General features: G+C 64.9%; 31 protein-coding genes. 20 read left to right on the forward strand and 11 right to left on the reverse strand.

Annotation, left to right across the window (positions count from 1 at the left end; translation table 11 throughout):
* Nucleotides 1-144 precede the first annotated feature (144 nt).
* The 17 genes from WKB25_RS15815 to WKB25_RS15895 all read left to right on the forward strand — a co-directional run bounded on the left by WKB25_RS15815 (nt 145) and on the right by WKB25_RS15895 (nt 12,913).
* Entirely contained in the window at nt 145-798 is a 654-nt protein-coding gene (locus tag WKB25_RS15815) for a hypothetical protein (protein ID WP_340571713.1), read from the forward strand.
* On the forward strand, nt 795-2,711 hold the full coding sequence (locus WKB25_RS15820; protein ID WP_340571714.1) for a phage terminase large subunit family protein: 1,917 nt from the start codon (nt 795-797) through the stop codon (nt 2,709-2,711). Before WKB25_RS15815 ends, WKB25_RS15820 begins: the two co-directional genes overlap by 4 nt.
* On the forward strand, nt 2,711-3,043 hold the full coding sequence (locus WKB25_RS15825) for a helix-turn-helix domain-containing protein (protein ID WP_340571716.1): 333 nt from the start codon (nt 2,711-2,713) through the stop codon (nt 3,041-3,043). The genes WKB25_RS15820 and WKB25_RS15825 overlap by 1 nt, the downstream gene beginning before the upstream one ends.
* A gap of 92 nt (nt 3,044-3,135) precedes the next feature.
* A complete protein-coding gene (locus WKB25_RS15830; protein WP_340571717.1) occupies nt 3,136-3,354 on the forward strand; it encodes a DUF6148 family protein in 219 nt (72 codons plus the stop codon).
* The gene (locus tag WKB25_RS15835) at nt 3,354-4,886 is read left to right on the forward strand and encodes a phage portal protein (RefSeq protein WP_340571718.1); all 1,533 of its coding nucleotides are present in this window, start codon (nt 3,354-3,356) and stop codon (nt 4,884-4,886) included. Before WKB25_RS15830 ends, WKB25_RS15835 begins: the two co-directional genes overlap by 1 nt.
* A gap of 1 nt (nt 4,887) precedes the next feature.
* Nucleotides 4,888-7,113 (forward strand): ClpP-like prohead protease/major capsid protein fusion protein, encoded by a 2,226-nt coding sequence (locus tag WKB25_RS15840; protein ID WP_340571719.1) that lies wholly within the window; start codon nt 4,888-4,890, stop codon nt 7,111-7,113.
* A gap of 68 nt (nt 7,114-7,181) precedes the next feature.
* On the forward strand, nt 7,182-7,535 hold the full coding sequence (locus WKB25_RS15845; protein ID WP_340571720.1) for a capsid cement protein: 354 nt from the start codon (nt 7,182-7,184) through the stop codon (nt 7,533-7,535).
* Between the two features lie 79 nt (nt 7,536-7,614).
* Nucleotides 7,615-8,046, forward strand: a complete 432-nt coding sequence (locus tag WKB25_RS15850) for a structural protein P5 (RefSeq protein WP_340571721.1) — start codon at nt 7,615-7,617, stop codon at nt 8,044-8,046.
* The gene (locus WKB25_RS15855; protein ID WP_340571722.1) at nt 8,046-8,387 is read left to right on the forward strand and encodes a hypothetical protein; all 342 of its coding nucleotides are present in this window, start codon (nt 8,046-8,048) and stop codon (nt 8,385-8,387) included. The genes WKB25_RS15850 and WKB25_RS15855 overlap by 1 nt, the downstream gene beginning before the upstream one ends.
* Nucleotides 8,384-8,875: an endopeptidase gene (locus WKB25_RS15860; RefSeq protein WP_340571723.1), complete on the forward strand. Its 492-nt coding sequence runs from the start codon at nt 8,384-8,386 to the stop codon at nt 8,873-8,875. Before WKB25_RS15855 ends, WKB25_RS15860 begins: the two co-directional genes overlap by 4 nt.
* A complete protein-coding gene (locus WKB25_RS15865; protein WP_340571725.1) occupies nt 8,872-9,207 on the forward strand; it encodes a hypothetical protein in 336 nt (111 codons plus the stop codon). The genes WKB25_RS15860 and WKB25_RS15865 overlap by 4 nt, the downstream gene beginning before the upstream one ends.
* On the forward strand, nt 9,200-9,682 hold the full coding sequence (locus tag WKB25_RS15870; protein ID WP_049423654.1) for a hypothetical protein: 483 nt from the start codon (nt 9,200-9,202) through the stop codon (nt 9,680-9,682). Before WKB25_RS15865 ends, WKB25_RS15870 begins: the two co-directional genes overlap by 8 nt.
* A 13-nt stretch (nt 9,683-9,695) precedes the next feature.
* On the forward strand, nt 9,696-10,496 hold the full coding sequence (locus tag WKB25_RS15875; RefSeq protein ID WP_340571726.1) for a hypothetical protein: 801 nt from the start codon (nt 9,696-9,698) through the stop codon (nt 10,494-10,496).
* A gap of 71 nt (nt 10,497-10,567) precedes the next feature.
* Complete coding sequence (locus WKB25_RS15880) at nt 10,568-11,218, forward strand: hypothetical protein (protein ID WP_340571727.1); 651 nt, start codon at nt 10,568-10,570, stop codon at nt 11,216-11,218.
* Nucleotides 11,211-12,239, forward strand: coding sequence for a hypothetical protein (locus WKB25_RS15885; protein WP_340571729.1), 1,029 nt, complete (start codon nt 11,211-11,213; stop codon nt 12,237-12,239). Before WKB25_RS15880 ends, WKB25_RS15885 begins: the two co-directional genes overlap by 8 nt.
* A gap of 22 nt (nt 12,240-12,261) precedes the next feature.
* The gene (locus WKB25_RS15890; RefSeq protein ID WP_340571730.1) at nt 12,262-12,690 is read left to right on the forward strand and encodes a hypothetical protein; all 429 of its coding nucleotides are present in this window, start codon (nt 12,262-12,264) and stop codon (nt 12,688-12,690) included.
* Entirely contained in the window at nt 12,680-12,913 is a 234-nt protein-coding gene (locus tag WKB25_RS15895; protein WP_340571731.1) for a hypothetical protein, read from the forward strand. The genes WKB25_RS15890 and WKB25_RS15895 overlap by 11 nt, the downstream gene beginning before the upstream one ends.
* Before the next feature lie 291 nt (nt 12,914-13,204).
* On the opposite strand, the gene WKB25_RS15900 is transcribed toward WKB25_RS15895, so the two are convergent.
* From WKB25_RS15900 to WKB25_RS15910, 3 genes are all read right to left on the reverse strand, one after another.
* Nucleotides 13,205-13,408 carry a hypothetical protein gene (locus WKB25_RS15900; protein ID WP_340571732.1) on the reverse strand — a complete coding sequence of 68 codons (204 nt, stop codon included), beginning with the start codon at nt 13,406-13,408 and terminating at the stop codon, nt 13,205-13,207.
* A 393-nt stretch (nt 13,409-13,801) separates the two neighbouring features.
* The gene (locus WKB25_RS15905; RefSeq protein WP_340571733.1) at nt 13,802-14,119 is read right to left on the reverse strand and encodes a hypothetical protein; all 318 of its coding nucleotides are present in this window, start codon (nt 14,117-14,119) and stop codon (nt 13,802-13,804) included.
* 80 nt (nt 14,120-14,199) lie between these two features.
* A complete protein-coding gene (locus WKB25_RS15910; protein WP_340571735.1) occupies nt 14,200-14,556 on the reverse strand; it encodes a hypothetical protein in 357 nt (118 codons plus the stop codon).
* Between the two features lie 712 nt (nt 14,557-15,268).
* Here WKB25_RS15910 and WKB25_RS15915 point away from each other — a divergent pair.
* Nucleotides 15,269-16,114 carry an alpha/beta hydrolase-fold protein gene (locus WKB25_RS15915; RefSeq protein ID WP_340571736.1) on the forward strand — a complete coding sequence of 282 codons (846 nt, stop codon included), beginning with the start codon at nt 15,269-15,271 and terminating at the stop codon, nt 16,112-16,114.
* An 87-nt stretch (nt 16,115-16,201) separates the two neighbouring features.
* Nucleotides 16,202-17,140 carry an alpha/beta hydrolase-fold protein gene (locus tag WKB25_RS15920; RefSeq protein WP_340571738.1) on the forward strand — a complete coding sequence of 313 codons (939 nt, stop codon included), beginning with the start codon at nt 16,202-16,204 and terminating at the stop codon, nt 17,138-17,140.
* 102 nt (nt 17,141-17,242) lie between these two features.
* On the opposite strand, the gene WKB25_RS15925 is transcribed toward WKB25_RS15920, so the two are convergent.
* Together WKB25_RS15925 and WKB25_RS15930 are read right to left on the reverse strand one after the other, a co-directional pair.
* Nucleotides 17,243-17,665 carry a response regulator gene (locus WKB25_RS15925; RefSeq protein WP_340571739.1) on the reverse strand — a complete coding sequence of 141 codons (423 nt, stop codon included), beginning with the start codon at nt 17,663-17,665 and terminating at the stop codon, nt 17,243-17,245.
* Nucleotides 17,666-17,757: 92 nt separating this feature from the next.
* Nucleotides 17,758-18,495 carry a CPBP family glutamic-type intramembrane protease gene (locus tag WKB25_RS15930; protein ID WP_340571751.1) on the reverse strand — a complete coding sequence of 246 codons (738 nt, stop codon included), beginning with the start codon at nt 18,493-18,495 and terminating at the stop codon, nt 17,758-17,760.
* Nucleotides 18,496-18,674: 179 nt separating this feature from the next.
* Here WKB25_RS15930 and WKB25_RS15935 point away from each other — a divergent pair, with 179 nt between their 5' ends.
* A complete protein-coding gene (locus tag WKB25_RS15935; protein ID WP_025874650.1) occupies nt 18,675-18,998 on the forward strand; it encodes a zf-TFIIB domain-containing protein in 324 nt (107 codons plus the stop codon).
* A 6-nt stretch (nt 18,999-19,004) separates the two neighbouring features.
* Here the strand turns inward: WKB25_RS15935 and WKB25_RS15940 are convergent, their stop codons facing one another.
* The 6 genes from WKB25_RS15940 to WKB25_RS15965 form a co-directional block, all read right to left on the reverse strand.
* Nucleotides 19,005-19,517, reverse strand: a complete 513-nt coding sequence (locus tag WKB25_RS15940) for a GNAT family N-acetyltransferase (protein WP_315830187.1) — start codon at nt 19,515-19,517, stop codon at nt 19,005-19,007.
* An 81-nt stretch (nt 19,518-19,598) separates the two neighbouring features.
* On the reverse strand, nt 19,599-20,564 hold the full coding sequence (locus WKB25_RS15945; protein ID WP_340571740.1) for a copper resistance protein B: 966 nt from the start codon (nt 20,562-20,564) through the stop codon (nt 19,599-19,601).
* Entirely contained in the window at nt 20,561-22,375 is a 1,815-nt protein-coding gene (locus tag WKB25_RS15950; RefSeq protein ID WP_340571741.1) for a copper resistance system multicopper oxidase, read from the reverse strand. Before WKB25_RS15950 ends, WKB25_RS15945 begins: the two co-directional genes overlap by 4 nt.
* A gap of 75 nt (nt 22,376-22,450) precedes the next feature.
* The gene (locus WKB25_RS15955; protein ID WP_340571742.1) at nt 22,451-22,837 is read right to left on the reverse strand and encodes a CopL family metal-binding regulatory protein; all 387 of its coding nucleotides are present in this window, start codon (nt 22,835-22,837) and stop codon (nt 22,451-22,453) included.
* Nucleotides 22,838-23,002: 165 nt separating this feature from the next.
* Nucleotides 23,003-24,808 carry a DNA helicase RecQ gene (gene recQ / locus WKB25_RS15960; protein WP_025874645.1) on the reverse strand — a complete coding sequence of 602 codons (1,806 nt, stop codon included), beginning with the start codon at nt 24,806-24,808 and terminating at the stop codon, nt 23,003-23,005.
* A 355-nt stretch (nt 24,809-25,163) separates the two neighbouring features.
* Nucleotides 25,164-26,306, reverse strand: coding sequence for a DUF3103 family protein (locus WKB25_RS15965; protein WP_340571743.1), 1,143 nt, complete (start codon nt 26,304-26,306; stop codon nt 25,164-25,166).
* Nucleotides 26,307-26,388: the final 82 nt, after the last annotated feature.

Genomic DNA, 26,388 nt, shown 5'->3' on the forward strand with positions numbered 1-26,388 from the left:
CCCGCACACCCCGCACAGGCCTACTGCCGCAATCGATACATGAATTCAGGCGCCCGCACAGCCCGCCGCACGTCCCGCACACGCTCGCGCGCGCGATTTTCATCGCTTCAACGGTCTTCAAAGGAAATGGGGTAGGGGGCAGCAATGACTGAGACGGATGTGACGATCACGGGAAAAGAGCTGGCTGAGGTGATTGGCTGCAGGCCGTCCTACGTGGTTGAACTGAGGAAGAAGGGAAGGGTGGTCGTTGGCGAAGGTGGCAAGGGATTCCTGAAAGCCGCCTCCCTGGCGCTCTACGCTCAAACTGCCGATCCCGCCTACGCTGGCGTTGCTCAGCGACACGCAGAGGCACGCGGCTCTGCGCTTGCGGGGGAGGGCGTTGCCGGCGTCGATCAGGAGGCAGACGACGACACGGATGCCGACAGTGACGATGAGGACGAAGACGCGCCGCGGCTTGGCCGCACTGGTCGACCGATGACGCCTGATTCGGCGCGCAAGGCCAAGGCGCTGGCAGACAAAGCTGAGACCGACGCGCAGATGGCGCACATCACGTTACAGAAAGAGCTCGGCTTGCTGCTGCCCCGCGCCGATGTGGAGGCATTCCTGGCCGAACATGCAACGACCTTTCGGGGAGCCATGGAGCGTCTCGCCGATGTCATGGCCCCGCAGCTGGCAGCAACGGCGGATGAGGCGGAGTGCCGGCGTCTGGTGTGGGATGAGGTGAGCCACGCGCTGGAGGAGCTCAGCCAGGGCTTCCGAACCTTGGCTGCCAAGGCCGCTGAGGGTGCATCGTCATGATGGCGGCGCAGGGAATGGCATCGGTGCTGGCGCGCTCGCTGCAACCCCGGCGACCGCTGAGTGTCTCGCAATGGTGCGATGAAAACATGCGGCTCTCCAGCAAAAGCGGCAGCAAACCGGGTCGGTGGGTGACCGACCGCAATCCGCCGCTGCGCGAGCCCATGGACAACATGTCTGCTCGCAGCCCGGTGCATGACCAGGTCTGCATGTTCCCCATCCAGTTCGGCAAGAGTCAGTTGGCGACGAACGCCATGGCCTACTGGATGGACTATGCACCCGGGCCGATGATGTATGCGCTGCCTGGCGAAGTGTCCATGAACAAGTGGATTGCCCAGAAGCTCAACCCGATGATCGAGGTCTGCGCCGCGGTGAAGAAGGCGCTGACCAGCACCGCCAGCCGCGACAGTGCTAACCAGCGCACCTTCAAGGACTTCGCCGGTGGCCAGCTCTTTGTGGAGCATATGGGCAGTCCGCAGCGTTTGAAGTCTTCGACCGTGAAGTACCTGCAGGTGGATGAGATCGATGAGGCGCCGCAGCAGCTGTCCACCGGCGACGACCCGGTGAAGATGCTCGATGGCCGCACTTCCTCGTTCCCGACAACCTATAAGCGGCAGTACATCAGTACGCCGGGCATCGCGGGTTTGAGCCGCATCGCAAAGCTGTATGAGAAGAGCGACCAGCGCCGGTTCCATGTGCCTTGCCCTCATTGTGGGCACTACCAGGCGCTGCAGTGGAGCGGCCTGGTGTGGTCGCCCGACAAGAGCCGGGCGTGGTACGCCTGCTGTGACTGCGGGGTCGCGATCGAAGAGCATTTCAAGACAGAGATGATTGCGAGGGGGCGCTGGGTGGCGGCGAACCCGGATTCCCCCATTCGCGGCTACACCATCAACTGTCTCTACTACCAGTTCGGGCTGGGCCCGCGCTGGCTGGATCTGGCGAAGGAATGGTTGGAAGCCCAGGGCGACCCTGCCTCGCTCAAGACCTTCGTCAACGATCGCTTGGCCGAGACGTGGGAAGACCCGTCGATGCGGGCCGTAAAGCACAACGTCATCAAGGATCGGGCGGAGCCTTATGCACTACGTCTGGCGCCTCGGGGTGTGTTGGCGATCACCGTGGGTGTCGACACGCAGGACAATCGCCTCGCGGTTCACATCGTGGGCTGGGGGCGCGGAATGACCGCCTGGACATTGGACTACGTGGAATTGCAGGGCGATCCGGCCGAAGAGGCGGTATGGGTAGCTCTGACCGATCTGCTCAACCGTGCCATTGAGCGCGAAGATGGCGCGTTGCTTCGTCCATTGGCGGTGGCTATCGATGCCGGTGGTCACCGCACCGAGGCGGTAAAAAACTACGTTCGGCAGCGCCGTATCACACGGCCGATGTGCATCTTTGGAGCGGTGCCCAACAACGCTCCGGTGCTATCCAAGGGCAAGCTGGTTGATGTGACGTGGAACGGACGGACGGACAAGCGGGGCATCACTATCCACCATGTCGGTACGGTTGCAGCGAAGTTCTATCTCTACAGCCGTCTCTCGGCCGATGCTGAGCGGGCTGTCGAGTCACGCCTGGTGCACTTTAGCGACCAGCTTCCGGATGAGTACTTCCCTGGTCTGGTGTCTGAGGTTCACAACCCAGTGAAGAATCGCTTTGAGAAGCGGGTGGCGCGCAATGAGCCGCTCGACACCTGGGTTTACGCCTACGCAGCAACCCATCATCCGGAAGTGCGGCTGCATCGCTATGCCCGATCCGACTGGGATGTCATGGAGGCCCGGACGTTGCTGACGGTCAGCAGTTCGGATTCCCGTGAAACAGAAGCCGTGCCAGCTCCTGCACAGGTTGCAAGTGTTTCGCGTGGAACTCCTCAGGCCAAGCCGCGTAGCAGCGGGTTGGCCCGCGATGGGTGGGCGCTCTGATGGCGAAGCGTACCGAGTCAGCAGAAGAACTGCGAGAGAGGATCTTGGCCGCCATGCAGGCCGACATCGGAATCAGCGAACGCATGGCGCTGCCATTTGTCGAATCGGTGATGCAGTGTTTTGCCGGTGAGCGCCCGTACTTCCCTGCGGAGTCGAAGGCCTATCCGGTCGAGGAGATAAAGCGTGCACTCGAGAGTGGGATTCCCGTGAAACAAGTGATGTCGACGTTTGATATCTCGCGTGCGACGCTGCATCGACTGTTCCCCGGAGGGGTGCGAAAGGCCGCCAAAGACGGCTTGTCTCAGCGTTTGCCAAAGATTGAGGCAAATTAGTTTTACTGCCCATAGTTTTCAGTGCTTTAGCGCGTGGTGTGTCTCAGCTTTTGCCTAGAGTTGAGACAGCTGCGAGCCTAGCCTATGTAGTCATGAAGACTGCTCAGGAAATGCTGGATTTCTACATCGACGCGGAGGTCGCCGTGCTTTCGGGCCAGACCGTTCGCCTCGGGGATCGCCAGCTTTCGCGCGCAGATCTTGCCGAGATCCGCAACGGTCGGAAGGAATGGCAAGGCGCAGTGCTGCGGGCCGAGGCAGGCGCCGGGCGGCGCGCACGCTGGGCCAATGCCGATTTCGGCGGAGTGACCTGATGTCTTCGGCGCAGATCGCCAAGGCACGCCTGAACGCAGCGCTCGGTGCCGACCGCGCCATCCACATCGCGCGCGCACAGATGGTGCCAGTCCTGGCGCGCGCCCATGAAGTCACTCGGCCCTCGCGCAATCGCAAACTCGCGCGGGATTGGGGCAGCGGCAACACCATCGCCGGTATGGATGCTCGCCAACTCCGCGATCAGGCGCGCCATCTTGAGCGCGACCTGGATCTGGCCGATAACGCATTGAACGTGCTGGTGCAGAACACGGTCGGGTCTGGCATTGATGTGCTGTCTGCGCCGCGCCTTCCCGGGCAGCCGATCAACCGTGAACTTGCTCTGCAGCTAGATGACCTGTGGGATGCGTGGTGGGATGCGCCCGAAGCCACCCGGTCGCATGACTACGGCATGTGTCAGCAGCTGCTGGCGCGGAGCTGGTTCCGCGATGGTGACGCGTTCTACCAGGATCTGATCGGGTCTGTGCCGTACTTTGAGCACGGAACCCCGGTTCCGTACAGCTTCGAAATGCTGGAGGCCGACCTGGTCCCTCTGGATTTCAACGACCCCGCCCGCAACATTCTGCAGGGTGTAGAGCGAAATGCGTGGGGGCGGCCCGTCGCGTTCCACGTCTACAAAAACCATCCGGGAGACCCGATGGGTAGCCGGTTGGAGACCAAGCGCGTCTCGGCCGAGTTCATGCACTGCATCGCCTTGGTGAAACGCCTGCATCAGGTGCGCGGCCTGAGCGTGTTTGCCAGCGCCATGTCGCGCTTCGAAGACGTGAAGGACTACGAAGAATCCGAGCGCATCGCAGCCAAGGTGGCGGCGTCGATGACGTTCCAGATCAAGAAAGGTAGCGGCGAGCAGTACGGCGCCGACCTCGGCGGCCAGGCGATCTTGCAGGACGGTGTGCCCGTTCGCGAGCTGCGCCTGGCACCGGGCGCAATCTTCGATGATCTGCTGCCGGGCGAGTCGATTGAGAGCCTTGGGACGGATCGCCCGAACCCCAACGCTGCAACGTGGCGCAAGGAGCAGCTGCGCGCTGCTGCCGGCGGCATCGGCGTCAGCTACTCCAGCCTCTCGCTTGATTACAACGGGACCTATTCGGCACAGCGGCAGGAGCTGGTTGAGAAGTGGGGCAGCTACCTGATGCTGGCCGAGCGCTTCATTGCGTTGTGCGTGCGCCCGCAGCGCATGCGCTTTGTCGAGGCTTGCGTGCTGTCCGGCCGTGTGCGCCTGCCGCGTGGTTGGACGCTTCGCGACCTGGCCGCATCCACCTACGTCCGCCCGGTGATGCCGTGGATCGATCCGTTGAAGGAGGCCTATGCCCGCGGCGAAGCCGAAGACCGGGGGTGGGTGTCGCCGCAACAGAACACCCTGCAGTACGGCAACAACCCGGCTGAGGTACTGCGCCAGCGCCAGGACTGGCAGGACCAGACCCAATCCCTTGCGCCATTGGCGCCCAACACGAGTGCAGAAGCCCGTGCCCAGGTCGTGGGCCAGCTGACGCGCGATCTTTCCAGGAGCGAATGACATGCGTGCATGCCTGTTGGCCAGCGCAATCAAACACACCATCCGCGCCGACGCGGCGCAGGATGCCGACCTCGGCCCCGCGCTGTACCAGGTTCGGGCGGAGGCCGACAGCGCTGATGTGATGATCTACGGCGCTATCGGCGGCTATCTGTTCGAAGAATCCGTTTCCGCCGCTGACCTGGTGGAGCGCATCGGCCAGATCACTGCGAGCACGATCCACGTGCGACTGAACAGCGTTGGCGGTGTCGTAGCCGATGGCATGGCCATTCACAACGCACTGCAGGCTCACCCGGCGCGCAAGATCATCACGGTTGAGGGCCAAGCGGCGTCCATCGCCTCACTGATCCTGCAGGCTGGCGATGAGCGGCGCGTCTACGCCAGTTCGCTGGTGATGGTTCACGCACCCCGCACGGTCGCTGCAGGCAGTGCTACCGCGTTCCGCCAGAACGCCGAGGCATTGGACGCACATGCCGCAGCGATGCTGGAAGCCTATGCCGCCCGTTCCGGTCGCCGCGAGGAGATGGAGCGCCTGCTCACCGACGATGCGGACCACTGGTTCTCTGGTCCGCAGGCGGTTGACGCCGGGTTGGCCGACCTGGTGGTCGATGTCGACCCTGGTGCAACTGCCATGTGGTCGTCGGCATCGGCCGTGGCCATCAGCGGCTATCTGCAGTCGATCGAAGGTGCTGGCGCGCCAGTGTCGGCCCAGTTGCGTCGGCACATCGTCGCCAACCTCTCCCCGCAAGTATTCACCTCGCTCCCCGAGGTCAGCCAGTCGGCCGTGATCGGCCATATCGAGGATCCAACCATGAAGAAGCAGTACCGCACCATCCTCGCGAACGCCGGTCGCCAGAGCCCGGCATCCGCTACCGCCGCCGTGCCCGCTACCCCAGTCGCCGCTGCGGCTCCTGCGCCCGCACCGAGCTCGGGTGATCCGGTCCAGGCCGCTTTCGGTGCGCTGCGCGAGCGAAACACGCAGATCCAGGCAATCGCGTTGCCCCACATGGGCAACCCGCAGGTTCGCGAGTATGTGGACAGCGTGATGGCTCAGGTGGACTCCACCGTCACCGCCGATGCGGTCGGTCGCCAGATCCTCGCACTGCTGGGCAGCAACTCCGCGCCGCTGAATGGCGGTGCAGCAATCACCGCCGGCACCGATCAGCGTGATCTGACCCATGCGGCTATGTCCAACGCCATCCAAGCTCGCGCCGGCTTGGCGCAGGCAACTGATGGCAATCCCTTCCGTGGCATGTCCATGACCGAGATCGCCCGCGCCTGCGTGCAGCAGGCCGGCGTCGACACCCGTGGCATGGAGCGGCTGGAAGTGGTGGGCATGGCCTTCACCCACAGTAGTTCGGATTTTCCGCAGCTGCTGGGCGACGCTTCGCGCCGGGCCCTGCTGCAGGGCTATCAGGAAGTGGAGGAGACCTTCGACCAGTACACCCGCGCGGTCAATGTGTCCGACTTCAAGCCGACCAACCTGGTAGGCCTTGGCGCCTTCTCCGATCTGGATATCGTCCCCGAAGGTGGCGAGTACAAGCAAGGCACGTTCTCCGAGCAGTCGCAGGCCATGAAGATCGTGACTTACGGCAAGCTCTTCACCATCACTCGCCAGGCCATCATCAACGACGACCTGGGCGTGTTCGGTGACGTGCCGCGCAAGATGGGCCAGGCTGCGCGCCGCACCCTCGCCAAGGCCGTGTTCGACCTGATCAACAGCAACCCGGTGCTGGCCGACAACAAGCGCCTGTTCCACGCCGACCACAACAACCTGCTGCCGGCTGCGCTGATCAGCACCGCCAGTGTCAGTGCGATGCAAGCCGCGATGCGTCTGCAGAAGGATGCCGACGGCAACCTGATCCAGGTGCCGATGCGTGGCCTGTTGACGCCGGTGGCCCTGAGCGGCCTTGCCAAGACGGTTCGCACCGCGCAGTACGCGGTGGGGGCGGGCGTGGGCAGCAACGATCCCAACATCGTGCGCGAGACCTTCGAAGTATGGGATGACGGCCGCCTGGACGCCAAGGATGCGAAGGCCTGGTACGGCATCTCCAATCCGGCCTACGTGGACGGCATCGTGGTGGGCTACCTGGACGGCAACCAGACACCGTACCTGGAACAGCATCAGGGCTTCACCGTGGATGGCGTGGCCTGGAAGGTCCGCCTGGATGCCGCGCCGGCCATTGCCGACTACCGCGGCATCTACAAGAACCCGGGCAACCCCGCCTAAGTCCGCCCCTCAGGAGTGGAGGCTTCGGCCGCCGCTCCGTGAACCCTTCACGCATCCGGAGAATATTCATGAAAAACGCACATCAGGACGGCCGCGTGCTCGATGTGACCCTCGTCGCCGATACCAAGAGTGGCGAACTGGTGGTCGAGGGCAAGCTGGTCGGTGTCGCAGTCACGGACGGTAAGGCTGGCGAGATCATTGCCGCCCACGTCGAGGGCGTGTTCGCAGTTCCGAAGCTGCCAGCGGCCGTCTTCGCCGTCGGTACGCAGGTCAACTGGGACCCGGACAACAAGCAGGCCATCGTCGCCTCTGCTGGTGCCGGTCAGGTCGCGGGTATCGGCTTTGCGGTGTATGCAGCTGCCGCCGGCGCGCCGACGGTGTTCGTCCGCCTGACGCCGGGTGTAGCTGCAGCCGGCGCGTAACCGTACAGGCCGGCACCGCCCACATTCGCCGGGATGGCGTGGGCGGTGCCGGTTCTTCTTGAGGGTCAAGGGGGAACTCATGAGCACCACGAACGCACCGCGCGGCGTACGCAACAACAATCCGGGCAACATCGACCGTACTTCGGTCATCTGGCAGGGCGAAGATCGCTCGGTTGGCGCGCTCGCTCGCGAGGGTCGCTTCTGCGTATTCCTGACCCCGCAGGCCGGCTTCCGCGCGTTGGCGAAGACTCTGCTCACCTATCAGCGCAAGCACGGCCTGCGCACGGTGAAGGAGATCATCGGCCGGTGGGCGCCTCCGATCGAGAACAACACAGGTGCCTATGTCCAGCAGGTTGCGACGGCGGTCGGCGTTTCGCCTTCCGAGGTCATCCGCTTGGACAACCCGGTCACGCTGGGCCGGCTCGCAACCGCCATCGCCAGGCACGAAAACGGCGGCCTGTACTGGAGCGCTGACGTGATCGCTGCCGGTGTCGCTGAGGCGCTGCGCTGATGGTCGGTGGCGGCGTCACCGCACAAGCGCCCTGGTGGGCGGCCGGAAGCGTCGTCGCGCTTTGGTTGTTCCGTGAAGCGTGGACGGCTTTGCTGGCGAGGCGTAAGGACCGCACCGAAACCGACGCCAATGTCGATCTGCTCAATGGGCTCATCCAGCGCGTCAAGTCGCTGGAAGAGTCGCAGGCCGCAACGACTTTGAAGCTGACAGAGGAGATCAAGCTTCGCATGACCGCACAGGAAGAAGCCCACAGACTGCGCCTTCGCATCATGTCGCTGGAGGCGGCAATGCGCGGGGTTGGCGCTGTGATCCCTCCCGAAGACCCGGTGGTATCCGCATGATCCGTACCCTCGTCGTCGCCATTCTGCTGCTGCTGGGCGTCGTCGTCTGGCAGCGCGCCTCGGTGTCCAACGCCCACCGTGCGGCCGACCAGGCCGCGTCGAGCCGGGACGCCATGGAGCGCGAGCGTGACGCAGCCCGCGCTGAGGCCGATGCCGCGACCGAAACCCTGAAGGCCGAGCGGGGCAGCGCCGCCGCCGCGAACACCCTCGCCTCCAAGTACGAAAAGGAAAAGGACGATGCACAGAAAGCATCTGATCGCCTCATCGCTGATCTGCGCGCTGGCAACCAGCGCCTGCACCAGCGTTGGCAAGCGTCCGTCGCCACCGCAGAGCTGTCCGCAGCCGCCGCTGCCGCCAGCCAGCCTGATGGTCGAGCCGACGACCGAATCGAAAGTGCGGGCCGAGCTATTGGCGCCGCCGCCCAGTGCGACGCCCAGGTGAGGGCACTGCAGGCGTACGCGCTGCTGTGCGCGGGAGGTGCCCGGTGAGCGAGGTCGATTTCCTCCGTGATCTGGATGGCACCTTGCACGCCGCCTTCGCGCTGGCGGGCATGGCGTCGCGAGGTCGGTACACGGCCAAGGATGGTCCGGCCACCGAGGGAGTGCGTGCCTACGTGGAGCGTGACGTTGAGACCATCGGTGAACTGCGCCAGTTCAGGGCGGGGCGTGTGGAGATCGCGTACCTGCGTTCGGATGTAGCGCCTGACCAGGGCGATCGCTTCGAGGTGGTTTCGAGCGCGTTCGGTATTGAGGTCTTCGTTAACAGCAAGAAGATCAGTGATGACGGCTCGCAGAGCCGTTGGCTGGTGACCCGTGGCTGACCTAGCAGAGCCGCTGTCGTGGCAGCTGGTGGAGTTCCTGGCTGCTCGCGTCCGGCTGATCTCGCGCAGCAGTGGCTTCCGCACCGACATCGGTGCGGGCGCCGTGATCATCGATGAAACCGAGATCAGCGAGGACAGCACCGAGCCGGCAACGATCATCTCTGTCCGCCAGCTTTCGCGCAGTGGCGGCGGTGTGGCCCAGTCCAGCTCCGATGCGGCCATCACCATCGAGTTCGAAGTTCCGCGTGGCAGCGATGAAGCGAATCCCAGGCTGCTCGTTCATCGCGCGCGCCACGACCTGATCCGCGCCCTGACGTTCAAAGAGAAGTCGCTGCCGCTGGGGGTGACCAGCTTCGAGCTGCTGGAAACCCAGCTGGCGACCCTGGAGGACGATGCCGGACATACCGCCGTAGTCGCTCAGATCACCGCGCGGGCTGGTCTGACCGAGACCTTTGAGCCCGTGTCCAACCCGTAAAGGAACCAGAACCATGGCACAGCCAAAAGTCCGTAAATTCGCAGGTGACCTGCGCTTCTGGGAGCACGGCGCCGAGGGCGTTCGCGTCCCCGTCATTCCCGAGCCCGCCGACAAGTTCGGCAACCAGCCCCTGGAGCAGTCCTCGCTGACCTTCAGCTACGAAGCCGGCGACTCGGTGGAGATCAAGAGCAAGCGCCGCGATGCTCGCTATCAGCAGATCATCCACAAGGATTCGAATCCGGGCGTCACCAACGTCTCGATCACCGCACTGGAAGTGCCGCCTGCCTTCTTGGCTCGCATGCTGTACGGAACCCTGGTCAACACCACTGTGGCAGCCGGCTCGGCCACCGCGGTGTCGGTCACCGTTGGCAGTGTTGATACCCCTGTAAAGCTGCCGCACAACTTCATCGAAGCAACGCCGCCCCCGACTTTCAAGAAGGGAGCGGTGGATCTGGTGAATGGCACCGATTACGACCTCGAACCCCGTCATGGCCTGCTGATACCCAAGAAGGGTGGCGCCCTGCAGGCCGGTGATGTTGTGACGGCCGATTACAACTTCGATGCCTACCTGGAAACCGCGATCAGCGGTGGCACAACGCCGAGCAAGTCGTTCCAGGTTCTGGGCGACATGCAGGATCGCATCAGCGGTGACGAAGGTTTGCTGACCATCCCGAACGTCGACCTGACCGTCGATGGCGATGTCGACTGGTTCAGCGATGAACCGATCCAGGTGACCCTGACCGGTCCGGTGATCTTCCAGGCCGGCGAGGCCGATCTGTACACCTTCAAGATCGCCGCGCAGTCGGCGGGCTGAAGCGGGAGGAGTAGCTGCTACGTGGAGGGCGCCGGCCTGGCGCCCTCCTGGTCTGAGCCGGGAATGGTGCCATGGCGTCCAATCGCAATAACAACGTCCTGAAGTTCTATGTCAGCGGGCGCCGGGCGAAAGGCCTGCACGGGCTTTCCGACTTGGCGGGTAATGTGCTGAATCGCTACGACCTCTCAGTGCAGCGTGCCTTCGTTGGCTTGCAGCGACGGGCAGGCGCCGCTGTCAGTCAGGAGGTCAGGGGCTCCTACAACGTCCGGGCAAGCACCCTGCGTGGCAAGTATCGCGTGGAGACTGGGGAGCAGGGGTATCGGACGGGCAAACGTGGGCGGGATGACTTCCTGGCCATCTGGGCCAGCACGCGCCAGATCTCGCTGTTGGAGTTCGGAGGTCGGTGGGTGGGGCGGAAATCGGTTGGCGCCACGGCAAGTATCGGCGTAGGCGAGAGCAAGACCTATGACGGGGCGTTCATCGCCACGATCAAGGGCAGGAAAGCTATCCGTGTGCGCAGCTGGGACAGCGCCAAGCAGAAGCGGCACGGGCGTGGTCCGGTTCGAATCCTGCGAGGCCCCAGTCCGTTCGAAATGCTGTCCGGTGCTGATGGGAACGGCCGAGCGCTGACTACTCGCCGCCGACTAATCGACCGGTTCAACACCTACTACTCAAGTGAGCTGCGCCGCCAGTGGCGCGTGAATGGGAATGGCAATGGCTGACCGACTGGAAGAAGCAATCCGAGTAGTGATCGAGACGCAGGGGCGCGAGGGTGTTGAAGCCCTGCGCCTGGCGTTTGATGACCTCGGGGATGTGTCGGTCGAGACAGCTAGCAAGACCACCAGGCTTCTGGACTCGCTGACGGGCCTGAACGCGGCCGCCTCGAAGGCGGATGCGTTTGGCGGCATGCTTGATCAGCTTGCCGAACTTGAGCGCGAGTTTGGTGCCAACCAGGCAGCGGCGCTCGCGCTGAGCCTTCGCATCGGCGAGATGGAGAAGCCCTCCCGCGATGTACTTGCGGCCCAGCGTGATCTCCGGAAGGAAGGCGAGCGGCTTAAGAAGGCGCTGAACGAGCAGTGGGAGGCGGTCGGCAAGGCTGACGCCGAGCTGGCGACGCTTGGTGTGAATACCTCGCAGCTGGCAGACAGCCAGCAGCGGTTGCGCACCGAGGCGACCCGGGCTGCGGCCGCACTGACCGCGCAGGCGAAGGCCGCCGCTGAAGAGGCTGCGGCCACGCGTCGCCGCACCCAGCAAATTGCTGAGGGCGATGCTGCCTTCCGCAAGCAGGCGGACGCGAGTCGAGCCGCGCAGAAGTCACTCGCCGCCTATCGTGACCGCGCCGAGGAAGCTGCCGCAGGGAGTGAGAATCTCGCGGGCGCCACAGAGAGTGCAGCGGGGTGGTTCGGAAAACTCAAGGCGGTGGCGGCCGGTGCGGTCGCGTTTGTCGGATTGAACCGGGTTGTTGAGGGCATCAAAGCCATCATCAAGGAAGGCAGCGACGCCGAGCAGGAGCTGGCTCAGATTGAGGCTGCGTTGCATGCTACTGGCCGGACCAGCGAATTCACGGCAGAGAAGCTGCAGGCGCTCGGCAAGAGCCTTCAGACCGGGTTGTTTGATGATGGGCAGATCAACAGCGCCATGGTGCGCATGCTGTCCTATACCAACATTGTGGGCGATCAATTCTCGGCCGCGATGCAGATCACCATCGACCAGTCCATGGGACTGGAGGGAGACCGCGCCTGACCACGTGCTGCAGGAGGACATCGTGCTGACAGAGAGCCTGCAGATGCGCAGCGCCCCGCTGTATGACGCGGTGGTGGTCACGGGGGAGCTGCCCGGAAAGGGTGTGACTTGCAAGGTTCGTCGGGAAGGGGAGGCCGGCCAACTGTTTGCGCCGCAAGTCAGCAGCCCGCTGATCAATGTCGCCGCTGCCGGCGCGGAGCGCGGTCGGAACATCCTGTCTGATCGCGGTGAGCAGGCGGCCGTTGATGTCACCGTGCCGCTTTTCGCCAAGCCGCTGAAGCCAGGAGAGGTGGGGGTGATCATGCCCCTGGATCTGGTCGAGGTCACTGGCTCGGAGGGGACTTGGCACGGCCAGTGCGAGTCGCTGCGCATTGAGGTGACGGTTGAGCAGCACGCCGTCGTGATCGAACAAACCGCCACCCTTGAGAGGCACTACACCGATGCGGACTGACCTGTGGGATCAATTCGGCGACCTGGTCGGCGGCAGCCCGAGGCTACTGGCCACCGTGACCGCGCACAACCCCGATGGAACCAGCACCCTCACCACTTATGACGGCGTGCAGATGAGGGCGTTTGGTCAGCTGCAGCTGGCGATCCCCTATAACGCGTGGGTGCGAGGCGGCCGTCTTGTTGAGGCCGCTCCGAACCTGCCACTGATTGAACTGACTGTCTGACAAAAACAGGGCGCTGCCCCGGTGCCGGCAAGCACCAGGGCAGCGCCGCAACACAGGTGAACTCAGCACTTGGCATTGGCCGTGGCCCCGTCGCCTCCGCGAGAGCGGCGGGATTGTCGGCTTCATCTATCGCAAAAACTGAGAAACCATGTCAAAGCCAATCATTTCCTGGCCGAGTCGCATGTACCTCAACCGGGAGCGCGTGAGCACGGCCGCGCTGGCATAGAGTCGAGTCAGGCTCGACCCTGTTGCTTTAGGCAACTTGGGTCAGCAGACCTTCTGCTGAGCCGGTTAAACGGGGCCGCGATTGGCTTCGAACAGCAACAACTCGACGGCCTTGATCGCTGCCTCGCGCCGGATCTCACGTTGGCTGCCTTGATTTCCAGGCTTGTTCATAATCACGGTCACCTGAACATCGCCGTCCACAGTGAGGGTCAGTGTGGATGATGTATCGTCGCCAACGAATCTGCCGTTCACTAAGGTTTCGTCGCTCATGTCCTATTCCAGAGGGCTTGGGGAGCCACACCGTAGCGAGGCCCAATCGCGCCAGCTGAGACTAGGAAATCCGTTGACGTGTCCCTGCCTGCGCAGTCGCGACGACCTGAAGCCGGCGCCAGCAAGCTTCATCGCCTGACGCGCCCAGATGCGTTTTGCGTCGTTGGGCCTCCGTAAAATGGCTCTGGATCAAGACGAAATTCGCGGCGAAGAGTGGCGGACCTCCGTAGAATATCCGTTGGCAAGTATTTGATTTGTAAGCATGAATGGGCGGACTTTTAATCTTTTGGTCGATGGTTCGAATCCATCACGGCCCACCATTGCAGGCAATGACTCCGGTCATCCAGAAAGGCACCGCTGAGCGGTGCCTTTTTTGTTGCAGAACGTGGAGTCCTACTTGGACGTCGCGCCCCGGGAACGGGCCGCCTCGCGGTCTGCCGCTTCTTGTGCGGCAACCGCGGCCGCGTTCGCAGCACGCTCTACTGCGGCGCGTTCAGCATCGAACCGGGCCTGCCGCTGGGCGCTGTAACTGCGCTCCAGTTCCAGCGAGGCAATGAAGCTGTCCGGATGCTTGGCGGCGCACGCCTGCTGCACCAATTGCGCGGCACGGTCGGACAGGCCGGGTTGGATGTTGCCGAGCAGGCAGTCGGCGTACGGCACGGACGCGGCCGGGCTTGCGGCCAGCACGGCAATGATCATGGCATTCAACATGCGAACCTCCTTGTGTCAGTGTCGATGGAACTCGGGACGAACCCGGCCCGAGTATGGGCTGGATTGTGGTGCAGGTGCGCCTACTCAGGCCGGATATCCCGGCACACCAGTTCCGCCAGCCCGCGGCAGGCAAAGAACAGCCCTTCGACCACACCGTCATCCAGATGCCGATCCGGCGTTGCCATCGATCGGCAGCGATCGGCGGCGTGCAGCATCTCTGCCACGGTCAGCATGCCGACGGCAGCCCGCTCCACGCGTGACAGTGCCGCCCTGCGCCCTGCGGGAAGGCTTGCATCAGGCCAGGGCTGGCCGTCTGCACCTTCGCCCGCCCGGATGCGTTCAAGGCAGCCCAGGAAGGTGCTCAGTTCGGGTATGGGGTTGTCATCGTCGTCGTTGACGCTGGCGGCATATGAGGCATAGGACGGACGTTCGGTCATCTCGGCTTCCTCGGCTCTGGGGTGGGAATGCCACCGCGTGAGGCGGGTGGCGGACGGTGCGTGGCTGCAAGCCGGGATGATTAGAGCCATTGACCGGCGGGCACGAAGGCCCCCACGCACCGCCCGCCATAAAGGCCGACGGATTACCCGCCGACACCATTGGAAGATGATGCCGGCGGGCAAGCGTAAACAACGGCTCGAAAATCATCACGGGCTTGCAGGCCCGGTGCCACCCGTTGTCGGTGGCGCAGCATGGTGTTTACGCCTGCGCTTGGATTTCAATCAGAAATTTCCGGAAGGACATGCGGAATCCAGGCGCGCGACGATGTTGGCGCAGGCGCATCTAATGCAGCAAGCGACAACACGAGACGTATTCGTTCTCGCGCGTGGTCGATCACGTTGGAGAATGTCGCAAACCGCACATGACGGCGCGTCTGTCGTGAACCAGCGCGTGTAAAGCTGGCTTCGCTTTCGCTATCAATGCTCTCAGTGCGTGCGAGTCGCACTCCAGCATTTCGGTGTAGATGCGACGGCTGCGGCTTCCTTGCCGGTTCAAACGCGACACGTGGCGGTGCACGCGCGGTATGGGGGCCGTACCCGGGCGTGAGTCACGGCAAGTCATCCACGCATGGCGTGGATCTACGCATCTGGCAGGCGCCACTGCTCGCGTCCGGGCGCTATGCTCGGCATCTTTCGCTGGATGGGGCGCCCAATGCGCTTGATCGTGCTGTCGCTGTTGTTGTCCTGTGTCTCCGCCGCGCCGCTGATGGCCGCCGAACCGGCGCCTCAGCCGGCGCCCGCCTCACCGTTGGTCATCGGCGAGACCTTCACCCTCCACTCCAAGGCGTTGGGCGAAACCCGCCGCATCAACGTGTACCGCCCGCAGCCGTGGGGCCTGGACCCGAAGACGCCGCTGCCGGTGCTGTACATGCCCGACGGCGGCATCGGCGAGGACTTCCTGCACGTGGCGGGACTGGTGCAGGTGCTGACCGGCAATGGCAGCATGCGCCCGTTCCTGCTGGTCGGTATCGAGAACACCGAGCGCCGTCGCGACATGACCGGCCCCAGCAACGTGGCGGAGGATCGCAAGATCGCGCCACGCATTGGTGGCTCGGCGGCATATCGCGATTTCCTGCGCGATGAACTGATGCCGCAGGTGCGCCAGCGCTATCCGACCACCGACGAGCGTGCGTTGATCGGCGAGTCGCTGGCGGGCCTGTTCGTGGTGGAGACGCTGCTGCAGGAGCCGACCTTGTTCAACAGCTATATCGCGCTGGACCCCAGCCTGTGGTGGAACCGCGGCGCCTTGCTGTCTGGCGCAGGCAAGCAGTTGCCGTCAGTTGCCCGCAGCGGTGCGCGGCTGTTCCTGGCCAGCAGTGGTCAGCCGGAGCTGGCCGCGTCGAGCGCACGCTTGGCGGCAGTGATGCAGCAGGCATCACCGGCAACGCTGGTGAAGTACCAGCCGATGCCGGAAGAAACCCACGCGACGATCTATCACCCGGCGGCGCTGCAGGCGCTGCAGGCGCTGTTCCCGGCACCGCCGCCGGCTTCGCCCTGAGAGTGGGTTGGCGTGCAGCAACGCGGCGTGTGAGGATGCGGTAGCGGCGCCACCTGCGTGCGCCGCCCGCAACGGGAGAGCGAACGGATGCAGCGTGTGCGTGGATGGAGTGTGGCGGTCTGCCTGGCCGTAAGTGGTTGTGCGATGTCGGTGGCGCCGCCGGCCGCGCAGGGTGAAGCAAAGGAGCGCGCAGCCACCGCTGTGCTGGGCGTGGTGCTGCCGGATACCGAAGCGCTGCGCGTGCACGATCCTGTTGGTCGTGATTATCCGATCTGGGTGGCGCTGCCGGCCGACTATGCCGCGCATCCTGAAAAACGCTACCCGGTGCTGTACGTGACCGATGCGCTGTACAGCTTCTCGTTGGTGCGCAGCGTGCGCAACCTGGTGGGGCAGCAGGGCGTCAACATCGAGGATTTCATCCTGGTCGGGTTGCCGCCGCAGGAAGGCCTGACGTCCAAGCAGAGCCGCTCGCGCGATTACACCCCCAGTGATCCCGTGCGCACGCCAGCCGGCTACTACAGCGATGATGTCACCTATGGCGGTGCGGCCCACTACCGCGACTTCCTGGCTGACCACGTGCTGCCGACGATCGATGCGCACTACCGTACCGATCCGGCCCGACGCGTGTTCGCGGGACATTCCTATGGCGCGCTGTTTGGCACGTATGTGCTGACCACGCGGCCCGACATGTTCGGCACCTACATCCTGTCCAGTCCGTCGCTGTGGTTCGACCAGGGATTGCTGCCGCGCATGCAGGACGCCGCGGTAATGCCTTCACAGCCCATCCGCGTGCTGCTGTCGGTGGGTGGCTACGAGACGGTCAAGCCGGGGCCACGCTATTCAACGGGCAACGACATGCTGCGGCAGACCGCCGACTTCGCCGGTCAACTGCAGCGCAGCGGTCGTAAGCTGCAGGTGGAGAACATCGTGATTGATGGCGAAGACCATCTCACTGTGTATCCGCGGGTGATCACCCGTGCGTTGCTGCAGGTACTTCCGGGTGAAGGACCGTATACCGGCGGTTGACGGCTGGCGCCATCCACGCATGGCGTGGATCTACTGGCAGCATTTTCCGTTGCCGCAACGGTGCGCATCGCAGTAGATCCACGCCATGCGTGGATGAATGCCTCACGCTGCCTGTGCATCCGCCCCGGTCAACACGCCGACATCCGCATGACGGAAGCACAACCGGATCGCATCCAGCAGCTCGCTCATGTTGTAGGGCTTGGGCAGGAAATGGATGCCGTCGTGCAACTGCGGCAGCACGGCATGCTGGTCCATGCCTGAAGTCACCAGGATCGGCAGCTCGGGGTACAGACCACGCACGCGGTTGGCGGCCTCGATGCCGCTGACCACGCCGAGATTGACGTCGGTGAACATCAGGTCGAAGCGCTCTCCCGCCGCCAGCAGGCCCAGTGCGGCTTCGGCGCTGCTGACCCCCGCCACATGGCAGGCCTGGCTCTCCAGCGCCATCCGGCTCAGTTCACGGGTTTCCTCGGCGTCTTCGATCAGTAGGACGCGTGGTTCAACGTGGCGCTTGGACAGCAGCATGACGCAACAACTCCGGACGGCAGGGCATGAAAGGCGCGCAAGTATGCGCAAGCCCCCAGTGAGCCCCGCGTGCAGGATCGGCTAAGCCGGCGTTACAGCGCGTTGTTGCGCTGGCGCCGCACATGCCAGGCCAGCGCTGCCACCGCAAGCAGCGTAGTGCCGATGCGCAGGCTGGTGGCCTGCCAGCCCAATGCAACTGTGTCGTCGAGGCTGAACACATTCCAGGCCAGGTTCATCGACACGTGCAGGGCCAGGCCGCACCACAGGGTGTTGCCGTCGAGGTGGTCGAGCCAGGCGAAGATGAAGCCGCCGAAGGCGATCACTACACCGACGAACAGGGCCATGCCGCCGCCGTCGACCCCGCCGAAGCCCAGCCAGTGAACGATGCCGAACAGCAGCGCCTGCGGCAGTGCGAGCAACGGCCAGGGGCCACGTACGATCTTCACCAGCAGCACGAAGCCGAGGCCGCGGAACAGCACTTCTTCGGCCAGCGGGAACAGCACCGCCAGCATCGTGGCATCCAGCGCCGTCAGCGCCGTGTTGGGCGTCCCCAGCATGGCCAGCCCCAGCCAGCATGGCAGGCTGGCCAGCAGCACCCACAACGGGCCACGCGTGCCGTTTCCCCGTAGGCCGAGGCTGGCCAGCAGGCCCACACCGCGGGGGCGCAGCAGCGTGGCCAGCAGCAGTGCGACCAGCACCGCCAGCGCGTTGTCCAGCAGGCTGCCACCGTAGGGCATGGGCAGGGCGGGAATCGGCGCGCCCAGCGCGGCACTGATGTCGCGCACGTTCAGGCCGAGGCCAACGCCAAGCAGCACCAGCAACAAGCGCATGCCGGTAGGAATCGAGTCGCGGGCAGTCACATGCATTCCTTGCAGCGGGGCGCCGTCAGTCTGCAGGGCGGGGGCAAGTGGCGGCACGCGCCGGAAGTCCCTGTGCCATCGGTCATGCGTTGCCGCACAGTCATCCGCACACCGGTACAGTCGAGGCCAGACCGACAGGAGCAATGCGAATGCTGTGCCCCGTGTGCAAGACCCAGACCCTGCAGATGGCCGAGCGCCATGGCATCGAGATCGACTACTGCCCGAGCTGCCGTGGGGTATGGCTGGATCGTGGTGAACTGGACAAGATCATCGAGCGCGCCACCGACGGTGCAGGTGCCGCCATGCCACCGCCAGGGCCCGCGCCTGTGCAACCGCAGGCCGCGCCGCCGCCGGTGATGCATCGCGACACCCGTCATCTCGGCCAGCGCCATGATGACAACCGTGGCCAGTACAGCCAGGGCTACAAGAAAAAGAAGAAGGAAAGCTTCCTCTCCGAACTGTTCGATTTCTGACGCTGCTCAGGGCCGGCGCAGGATGAACTCGCGGTCGCGGCTGTCGCCGACGATGAAGTCATACTCGCCGGCCTTGCTGCAGCCGTAGCGCGCGTAGAAGCGCTGCGCACCGAAGTTCTCTTCCCACACGCCCACCCACAGGGTGCGGCGCTGTGGCTGGTCCAACCACGCCATGAACGCATCCATCAGCCGCGCGCCGTGGCCACCGTTCTGGTGGCTGGCCAGGATGTACAGCCGCTTCAGTTCGATGTCGCCTTCGCGTGCTTCGGCATGCGGCAGGGTGTTGGCGCCGGCGGCCAGATAGCCCACCACCGTCTCACCCTCCAGCAGCAGCCACACCGCGCTGCGCGGGTCGGACAGTTCCGCTCGCTGCGGCTCGGCGCCGTAGTGATCCTGCAGGAAGCGGTGCAGGTCCTGCGGCGGATAGGAATCACCCCAGGTTTCGGTGTAGGTGGCGATGGCGATCGCCGACAACGCGTCGACGTCGGCCAGGGTGGCGCGGCGGATATGCAACGACATGGTGCAGCCTGCAATGGAACGTGCGGCAGTGTAGCCGGCCCCGGTGGTTGCCGGGGCTGGCTGCTGCTCACGGTCCGCTGCTCAGAACCACATGCGGATGCCGGCGACCCAGCGTGTGTCGCGTGCATGGTCGCCCGCATAGTCGGCGGTATCGCCGAAGGCGCGTTCGTGGCTGATGCCGATGTACGGCGCGAAGCGGCGATTGAACTCGTAGCGCAGGCGCAGGCCGGCTTCGACCTTGTTGAGGCCACGGCCGATGCCGTATTCCGGTTCGTCCTTGCTGGCCACGGTCGCTTCCAGCAGGGGCTGCAGGATCAACCGGTTGGTCAACAGTACGTCGTATTCGATTTCGGCCCTGGCCATCAGCTGACCACTGGAACCGGCATACAGCGTGGCCGAGCTTTCGAACTTGTACGGCGCCAACCCCTGGATGCCGATCGCTGCCCAGGTGCGTGAATCGGCGGGGCGGAAGTCCTGGCGTACACCGACCAGAACGTCCCACCACGGTGAAATGGCACGCCCGTACAGTGCTTCCACGCCCGAGGATTCCGTGCGGCCTTCGCTGCGTTCGCCATCGGTGCGCAGCCACAGGCGGTTGATGTTGCCGCCGATCCAGCCGCTGGCCTCCCAGGCCTGGCCGTTGCCGTTCTTTCCATCCCAGTGTTCCAGGCGATCGATCAGCAACAGGCTGTTGATCTCCGGAGCGTGCTCCATCGCACTATGCGCGATGGGGGGGGACGCGGCCGCACGATCGGCATCGGTGGGGACAGGTATCGGTTCGCGCGGTTCGGTCGGCGCGGGCGTGCGGTGGCCCATTGTCGAGTGATCCATCGCGCCATGGTCCATCGTTGAATGGTCCATCGCACCGTGATCCATCTTCGAGTGGTCCATCTTCGAATGATCCACGTCTGCGGCTGCCGCTGGCGTGGTATCGGCAGGAGGCGAGGGCGCTGTCATGTCATGACCGGCATGGGACTGTGCGAACGCGGGCAGCGCGGCCAACATGCAGAGGGTCAACAGGCTCGGAGCAAGCAGGGAACGGCTCATTCTTCGATCCTCACTTCGCGCATCATGCCTGCTTCCATGTGGTACAGCAGATGGCAGTGGTAGGCCCAGCGACCGAGTGCATCGGCGCGTACGCGATAGGTGCGGCGTGTGCCGGGCGGCATGTCGATGGTGTGCTTGCGCACCTGGAATTCACTTTGTGCGTTTTCCAGGTCGCTCCACACGCCATGCAGATGGATCGGGTGCTGCATCATGGTGTCGTTGACCAGCACGATGCGCATGCGCTCGCCGTAGTTCAGGCGCAGCGGCTCGGCACCGGCGAAGGGAATGCCATCGAATGACCAGGAGAACTTCTCCATGTGGCCGGTCAGGTGCAGCTCGATCTCGCGGCTGGGCTCGCGGCCATCGGGGTCTTCGAACAGGCTGCGCATCGCACCATAGGTGAGCACCTGGCGGCCGTTGTCGCGCAGGCCGATGCCGGGGTCGTCCAGTTTCGGCTCGGTGGCCGAGCTCTGCATGTCCACCAGTGGGTTGTTGCGCTCGCTGGCCGGATGCTTTGGCGCCTTGCTGGCGGCATCGCTGCCTCCGCCATGTGCACCGTGACCCATGCTGGCACCACAGCCGCCTTCCATACCCTTCATCGCCGCCATGTCGTGGCCGCCGTGACCCCCGCCGCCCATGTCATGACCCATGTCGCTCATCGTCAGCAGCGGGCGCGGGTCGCGCGCGGGAATCGGTGCCTGCAGCCCGTGGCGCACGGCGAGGGTGCCGGCGGCATAGCCGGTGCGGCCCATGTCCTGGCAGAAGATGGTGAAGGCATCCTGGCCGCTGGGTTCAACCAGCACGTCGTAGGTTTCGGCCGGGGCGATGCGGAACTCGTCGATACTGACCGGATGGATGTACTGGCCGTCGGCGGCGACCACGGTCATCTTCAAGCCGGGAATGCGTACGTCAAAGTAGGTCATCGACGCGCCATTGATGAAGCGCAGCAGCACCTTCTCGCCACTGCGGAACAGCCCGGTCCAGTTGCCGGCCGGCGCAGTGCCGTTCATCAGGTAGGTGTAGGTGTGCGCATTGATGTCGGAGATGTCGCTGGGCGTCATCCGCATCCGGCCCCACATGCCGCGGTCGGACAGCGCGGCCGACCAGCCATCGCGACGGGCGTCGCGCAGGAAGTCGGGCAGGGTGCGCTTGTAATAGTTGTCGTGCTCGGCGAGCTTCTTCATGCGCCGGAACAGCGCGCCAGGATCCATGTCGGTCCAGTCGGACAGGATGATCACGTGCTCGCGGTCATGCCGGTAGGGCGCTGGCTCTGCCGGGTCGATGATCAGCGCACCGTACAGCCCTGCCTGTTCCTGGAACAGCGAATGGCTGTGATACCAGTAGGTGCCGGACTGCTTGAGATCGAAGTGGTAGTGGTAGGTCTCGCCCGGGCCGATGCCGTTGAAGCTCAGGCCGGGCACGCCATCCATGTTGGCCGGCAGCAGGATGCCGTGCCAGTGGATGGAGGTGGGGTGCTGGCCGAGCGTGTTGCGCACGAACAGGTCCACGGTCTGGCCTTCGCGCCAGCGCAGGATCGGTGCCGGCAGCGAGCCGTTGACGGTGATCGCCGGGCGGGTGCGGCCGGTGAAGTTGGCCAGCGACTCGCCGATGGCCAGTTCAACGCGGGTATCGCTGATGACCGCCGGAGCGCTGGCCAGGCGGGGTGCAGCAGAAGCGGCGGCGAGCGCGCGCTGCGGGATGCCCGCCGCGGCGATGCCGGCGACCACGCCGCCAGCAGCGATGCCCTGCACGAACAGACGGCGCGACGGCATGGGCACAGCGCCCGGGCCGGGAGGAATACGGGTACTCATGGTGGTGACTCCAAACACGGAAACACGCCAGCGCAGGGCCGGCTTCAGTGCGCAGCGCGCACGACGCGTGTTGGATCAGCCGATGGGAGGGCGTGAGATCGGCGGCAGCGGCGGTGCCGGGCGGCCATTGGCAGGCATCGGCTGCGGGGTCAGGGAAAGACCGGGACCCGTCAGGAACGGCAGTGCCTGCACCGCCAGCAGCGGGTGCTGGGCGCAGCTGCGCACGCAGTCCTTGATCTGGCAGTGTGCGTCATGGGCGAGGGCCTTGGCCTGCGGCGCCTCGTCGGCAGTCATGCCGGCGTGGTGGTGGCAGTCCGCGTCGCCTTCATCGGTCATCGCCGAGGCCATCGCATGGGCCATGCGGCCCATGTCCTCGTGTCCGCTGGCCATGGCCGCGTTCAGCCCGTTGAGCAACAGGCTGAGCATGAGCACGACACGGAGCAGGGTCGAGGCAAGGGACATGGCGTCAATTTAGCCGCAAGCGGGGCCGGATGCACTTCATGCTGAATGGTGTGTTCAAGGTTGGAGCTGCACCAATGTAGTGCCGAGCCCATGCTCGGCTGCTTCTGCGCGACCGGCAGCCGAGCGTGGGCTCGGCTCTACAGGGGCATCAGCGTACGGTTGGCGCTACCCTTCCTCGCGCACGATCTCCACCAGGCGCGGGCCATAGCGGCTGAGCTTGGTGCCGCCGATGCCGCCGACCCGGGCCAGTTCGTCCAGCGAGGTCGGGCGCTGTTCGGCGATGTTGCGCAGGGTGCTGTCGTGGAAGATCACGAAGGCCGGTACGTTCTGCTCGCGCGCCAGCTCGGCGCGCAGACCACGCAGGGCGTTGAACAGGGCCAGGTCCTGCGGCAGCACCGACAGGCCGGTGCGCTGCGCGCTGCGTTCACGCCCGGCACTGGCGCTGACCGCATCGCGGCGCATGCTGATCTGGCGGCGACCGGTCAGTACATCGCGGCTGGCATCAGTCAGGCGCAGGCCGCCGTGTCCCTCGCTGTCCACTTCCAGCAGGCTGGCGGCCACCAACTGGCGGAACACGCTGCGCCAGGTGCGCGCATCCAGGTCGCGGCCGATGGCGTAGGTGCTCAGCTTGTCGTGGCCCTGCTGCTTGACCTTCTCGTTCTCGCTGCCACGCAGGACGTCGATCAGGTGGCCGACGCCGAAGCGCTGGCCACTGCGGTACACGCAGCTCAAGGCTTTCTGCGCGGGGATGGTGGCATCCCAGGCCGCCGGCGGGGTCAGGCAGTTGTCGCAGTTGCCGCAGGGCTTGGGATAGGTTTCACCGAAACCGGCCAGCAGCACCTGGCGGCGGCACTGCATCGATTCGCAGTAGCCCAGCAGGTGATCGAGCTTGGACCGCTCCAGCTGCTTGCGCTCCTCGCTGGCCTCGGACTGCTCGATCATCTGCTTGAGCAGCACCACATCGCCCAGGCCATAGCAAAGCCAGGCCTCGGCGGCCTCGCCATCGCGACCGGCGCGGCCGGTTTCCTGGTAATAGCCTTCCATCGACTTGGGCAGGTCGGTGTGGGCGACGAAGCGCACGTCGGGCTTGTCGATGCCCATGCCGAAGGCGATGGTCGCGCACATCACAATGCCGTCTTCGCGCAGGAACCGGCGCTGGTTGTTGGCACGCACTTCCGCGGGCAGGCCGGCGTGGTAGGGCAGGGCGTTGAACCCCTGCGTGCACAGGAACTCGGCGGTTTCCTCCACCTTGCGCCGTGACATGCAGTAGACGATGCCGGCCTCGCTGCGATGGCTGCGCAGGAAGTCGCTCAGCTGCTTGCGGGCGTTGTCCTTCTGCACCACGGTGTAGCGGATGTTGGGGCGGTCGAAGGAGCTGACGAAGTGGCGTGCTTCGGCCAGATCCAGGCGCTCGGCGATCTCGCGCTGGGTCGGCGGGTCGGCGGTAGCGGTCAGGGCGATCCGCGGAATCTCCGGCCAACGCTCGTGCAGGACGGTCAGCTGCCGGTATTCGGGGCGGAAGTCGTGGCCCCATTGCGACACGCAATGGGCTTCGTCGATGGCGAACAGGGCAATCCGGCTGCGCGAAAGCAGCGACAGGAAGCGTCCGGTCAGCAGGCGCTCGGGGGCGACATAGAGCATGTCGAGCTCACCGGCGAGCAGTTCGCGCTCGACCCGGCCGGCCGTTTCGGCGTCCAGGGTCGAGTTCAGGAATTCGGCGCGCACGCCGAGCTGGCGCAGGGCTTCGACCTGGTCCTGCATCAGCGCGATCAATGGCGAAATGACGATGCCACAGCCGTCACGCAGCAGGGCGGGCACCTGGTAGCACAGCGACTTGCCGCCACCGGTGGGCATCAGCACCAGGGCATCGTGACCGGCAGCCACATGCTCCACGATGTCCTGCTGCGGACCACGGAAATCGTCGTAACCAAAGACGCGGCGGAGCAGGTCGTGCGCGGGACGGGAAGCCATCCGGCTAGTTTACCCCGGCGGGGAGTCGGCAGGGCTGCGCCCTGCACCTGCCATGAGCCAGAGCAACGTCAACGTCAAAGGCAACAGCCGGCTCTGGGGTGATCCGTGGTTTGGCGGGGCGGTGTGGGCTTGCAGGACACGCCGTAAACCCGTCCATGGGGGCTCGATGGCGCCATCCATGGCGCCAACGGTCCTGCAAGCCCACACCGCCCCACCTTTGACAGATTTCCGGTGACGGTGCGAAACATCTGGGGTCGGATCCGTTTTCCCTGGAGAACGGATCAGGCCCCTTTTTGTTCGTGGATGCCGATGGAATTGATCCGCAGATGGCGGTTTCGGGCGCGGTCCGGCGGGACTACTCCGTGAGCGTGATCGGGGTCAGGGTGACCTTGGCGTTGTTGGCCGCGCCCATGCGGTCCTGGTAGGCCTGGCCGCGCTGCAACAGGTAGTAGCTGTCGAGATAGTCGATGTCATTGGCAAACCACGACGTCGGCATGGCCTTGAGGATCGCGCCTGCGATGTCGGCGATGACGGCATACTCAGGGGCGAAGGCGCCCAGAGCCGCTTTGACGCCGTTGCTCAGCGCCACCAGAAGCTCCTGGTAATTGGTGTCGCCGTCATCTTCGAACAGCTGTACGTTGGCAGCGTTGAAGCGATAGTTGCCCCAGATGATCAGCGGTTGCTGCGGGGTGTAGTCGGTACCGTCGTAGTCCAGGTACGGCATGTCGACGGTGACCATCTCCGGTGCGGTGGCGCCCACCTGCAGGCCGGAAACAACAGCGAACACCTCGGCCGCGCCCAGCGCCCAGGGCTCCTGGTCGTCGGCCAGGCGGATGCGGTCCAGGCGGGTGATATCCAGCGAAGCCTGCGTGCCGTCAGCCGACAGCCGGATGCGTTCGGGCGATTGCAGGCTGCGGGCCTTCAGCCCCGCATTGACCAGGGCCATGCCCTCCTGCACGGCACGCCGCGTGTCGACGTCGACGATCAGCACCGGAAAATCCGGGGCCTGTTTCGCATCCAGTACATGCGCGCGGCCGTGCGCATCGTAGGCGGTGATCGTGGTCCAGTCGCGATCATCGCCACGCGGCAGACTAGCCACCCACAGCGGATGCGGATTGATGGCCGCCAGCGAGTGCCCCTCGGGCACGTACGCACGCAGCTGCAGCAGCCCCTGCCCCTGTGCCGGGAGCCCCTTGCGCTGGCGCAGCTGGCGATCGCCGGCTGCCAGCGCTGCACTGGCCAGCGTATGCGCCTGCGGATCGAAACGGCCCATCAACGATTGCACCGACACGCCCTGCTCCGGCGCCGCATGCAGCGAGCTGCGCACTGCATCGGCGAACCCTGGCTGGCCGATCAGTGCCGCCACCTCGCGCGCACCGGCATCGGTCAGCACCTGCACATCGGCGGCGCCGGCCCTCACCGGTCCCTGCGCGAATGCCCCCGTGCTGGCCAGCAACAGCACCAGTGCGGAAACCCGAAACCTCCATTGCTTCGTCATCGACGGCCCCATCGAACGTCGCCGGCAACGCCGGCAGGAGCTTCCCACGCTACGTCGCACGCGCCATACGTTCCGGTATGCG

It is taken from the genome of Stenotrophomonas sp. G106K1, from assembly GCF_037969685.1.
Classification (GTDB): Bacteria; Pseudomonadota; Gammaproteobacteria; order Xanthomonadales; family Xanthomonadaceae; genus Stenotrophomonas; species Stenotrophomonas lactitubi.

Bases quoted from the DNA above. Each gene is read 5' to 3' on its own strand.
- WKB25_RS15950 (WP_340571741.1), bottom strand. From the start codon at position 22,375: ATGAGTACCCGTATTCCTCCCGGCCCGGGCGCTGTGCCCATGCCGTCG.
- WKB25_RS15845 (WP_340571720.1), top strand. From the start codon at position 7,182: ATGAAAAACGCACATCAGGACGGCCGCGTGCTCGATGTGACCCTCGTC.
- WKB25_RS15880 (WP_340571727.1), top strand. From the start codon at position 10,568: ATGGCGTCCAATCGCAATAACAACGTCCTGAAGTTCTATGTCAGCGGG.
- WKB25_RS15825 (WP_340571716.1), top strand. From the start codon at position 2,711: ATGGCGAAGCGTACCGAGTCAGCAGAAGAACTGCGAGAGAGGATCTTG.
- WKB25_RS15855 (WP_340571722.1), top strand. From the start codon at position 8,046: ATGGTCGGTGGCGGCGTCACCGCACAAGCGCCCTGGTGGGCGGCCGGA.
- WKB25_RS15920 (WP_340571738.1), top strand. From the start codon at position 16,202: ATGCAGCGTGTGCGTGGATGGAGTGTGGCGGTCTGCCTGGCCGTAAGT.
- WKB25_RS15955 (WP_340571742.1), bottom strand. From the start codon at position 22,837: ATGTCCCTTGCCTCGACCCTGCTCCGTGTCGTGCTCATGCTCAGCCTG.
- WKB25_RS15860 (WP_340571723.1), top strand. From the start codon at position 8,384: ATGATCCGTACCCTCGTCGTCGCCATTCTGCTGCTGCTGGGCGTCGTC.
- WKB25_RS15820 (WP_340571714.1), top strand. From the start codon at position 795: ATGATGGCGGCGCAGGGAATGGCATCGGTGCTGGCGCGCTCGCTGCAA.
- WKB25_RS15945 (WP_340571740.1), bottom strand. From the start codon at position 20,564: ATGAGCCGTTCCCTGCTTGCTCCGAGCCTGTTGACCCTCTGCATGTTG.
- WKB25_RS15885 (WP_340571729.1), top strand. From the start codon at position 11,211: ATGGCTGACCGACTGGAAGAAGCAATCCGAGTAGTGATCGAGACGCAG.
- WKB25_RS15930 (WP_340571751.1), bottom strand. From the start codon at position 18,495: ATGCGCTTGTTGCTGGTGCTGCTTGGCGTTGGCCTCGGCCTGAACGTG.
- WKB25_RS15910 (WP_340571735.1), bottom strand. From the start codon at position 14,556: ATGACCGAACGTCCGTCCTATGCCTCATATGCCGCCAGCGTCAACGAC.
- WKB25_RS15875 (WP_340571726.1), top strand. From the start codon at position 9,696: ATGGCACAGCCAAAAGTCCGTAAATTCGCAGGTGACCTGCGCTTCTGG.
- WKB25_RS15965 (WP_340571743.1), bottom strand. From the start codon at position 26,306: ATGACGAAGCAATGGAGGTTTCGGGTTTCCGCACTGGTGCTGTTGCTG.
- WKB25_RS15940 (WP_315830187.1), bottom strand. From the start codon at position 19,517: ATGTCGTTGCATATCCGCCGCGCCACCCTGGCCGACGTCGACGCGTTG.
- WKB25_RS15935 (WP_025874650.1), top strand. From the start codon at position 18,675: ATGCTGTGCCCCGTGTGCAAGACCCAGACCCTGCAGATGGCCGAGCGC.
- WKB25_RS15835 (WP_340571718.1), top strand. From the start codon at position 3,354: ATGTCTTCGGCGCAGATCGCCAAGGCACGCCTGAACGCAGCGCTCGGT.
- WKB25_RS15850 (WP_340571721.1), top strand. From the start codon at position 7,615: ATGAGCACCACGAACGCACCGCGCGGCGTACGCAACAACAATCCGGGC.
- WKB25_RS15830 (WP_340571717.1), top strand. From the start codon at position 3,136: ATGAAGACTGCTCAGGAAATGCTGGATTTCTACATCGACGCGGAGGTC.
- WKB25_RS15905 (WP_340571733.1), bottom strand. From the start codon at position 14,119: ATGTTGAATGCCATGATCATTGCCGTGCTGGCCGCAAGCCCGGCCGCG.
- WKB25_RS15915 (WP_340571736.1), top strand. From the start codon at position 15,269: ATGCGCTTGATCGTGCTGTCGCTGTTGTTGTCCTGTGTCTCCGCCGCG.
- WKB25_RS15925 (WP_340571739.1), bottom strand. From the start codon at position 17,665: ATGCTGCTGTCCAAGCGCCACGTTGAACCACGCGTCCTACTGATCGAA.
- WKB25_RS15840 (WP_340571719.1), top strand. From the start codon at position 4,888: ATGCGTGCATGCCTGTTGGCCAGCGCAATCAAACACACCATCCGCGCC.
- WKB25_RS15900 (WP_340571732.1), bottom strand. From the start codon at position 13,408: ATGAGCGACGAAACCTTAGTGAACGGCAGATTCGTTGGCGACGATACA.
- WKB25_RS15815 (WP_340571713.1), top strand. From the start codon at position 145: ATGACTGAGACGGATGTGACGATCACGGGAAAAGAGCTGGCTGAGGTG.
- WKB25_RS15895 (WP_340571731.1), top strand. From the start codon at position 12,680: ATGCGGACTGACCTGTGGGATCAATTCGGCGACCTGGTCGGCGGCAGC.
- recQ (WP_025874645.1), bottom strand. From the start codon at position 24,808: ATGGCTTCCCGTCCCGCGCACGACCTGCTCCGCCGCGTCTTTGGTTAC.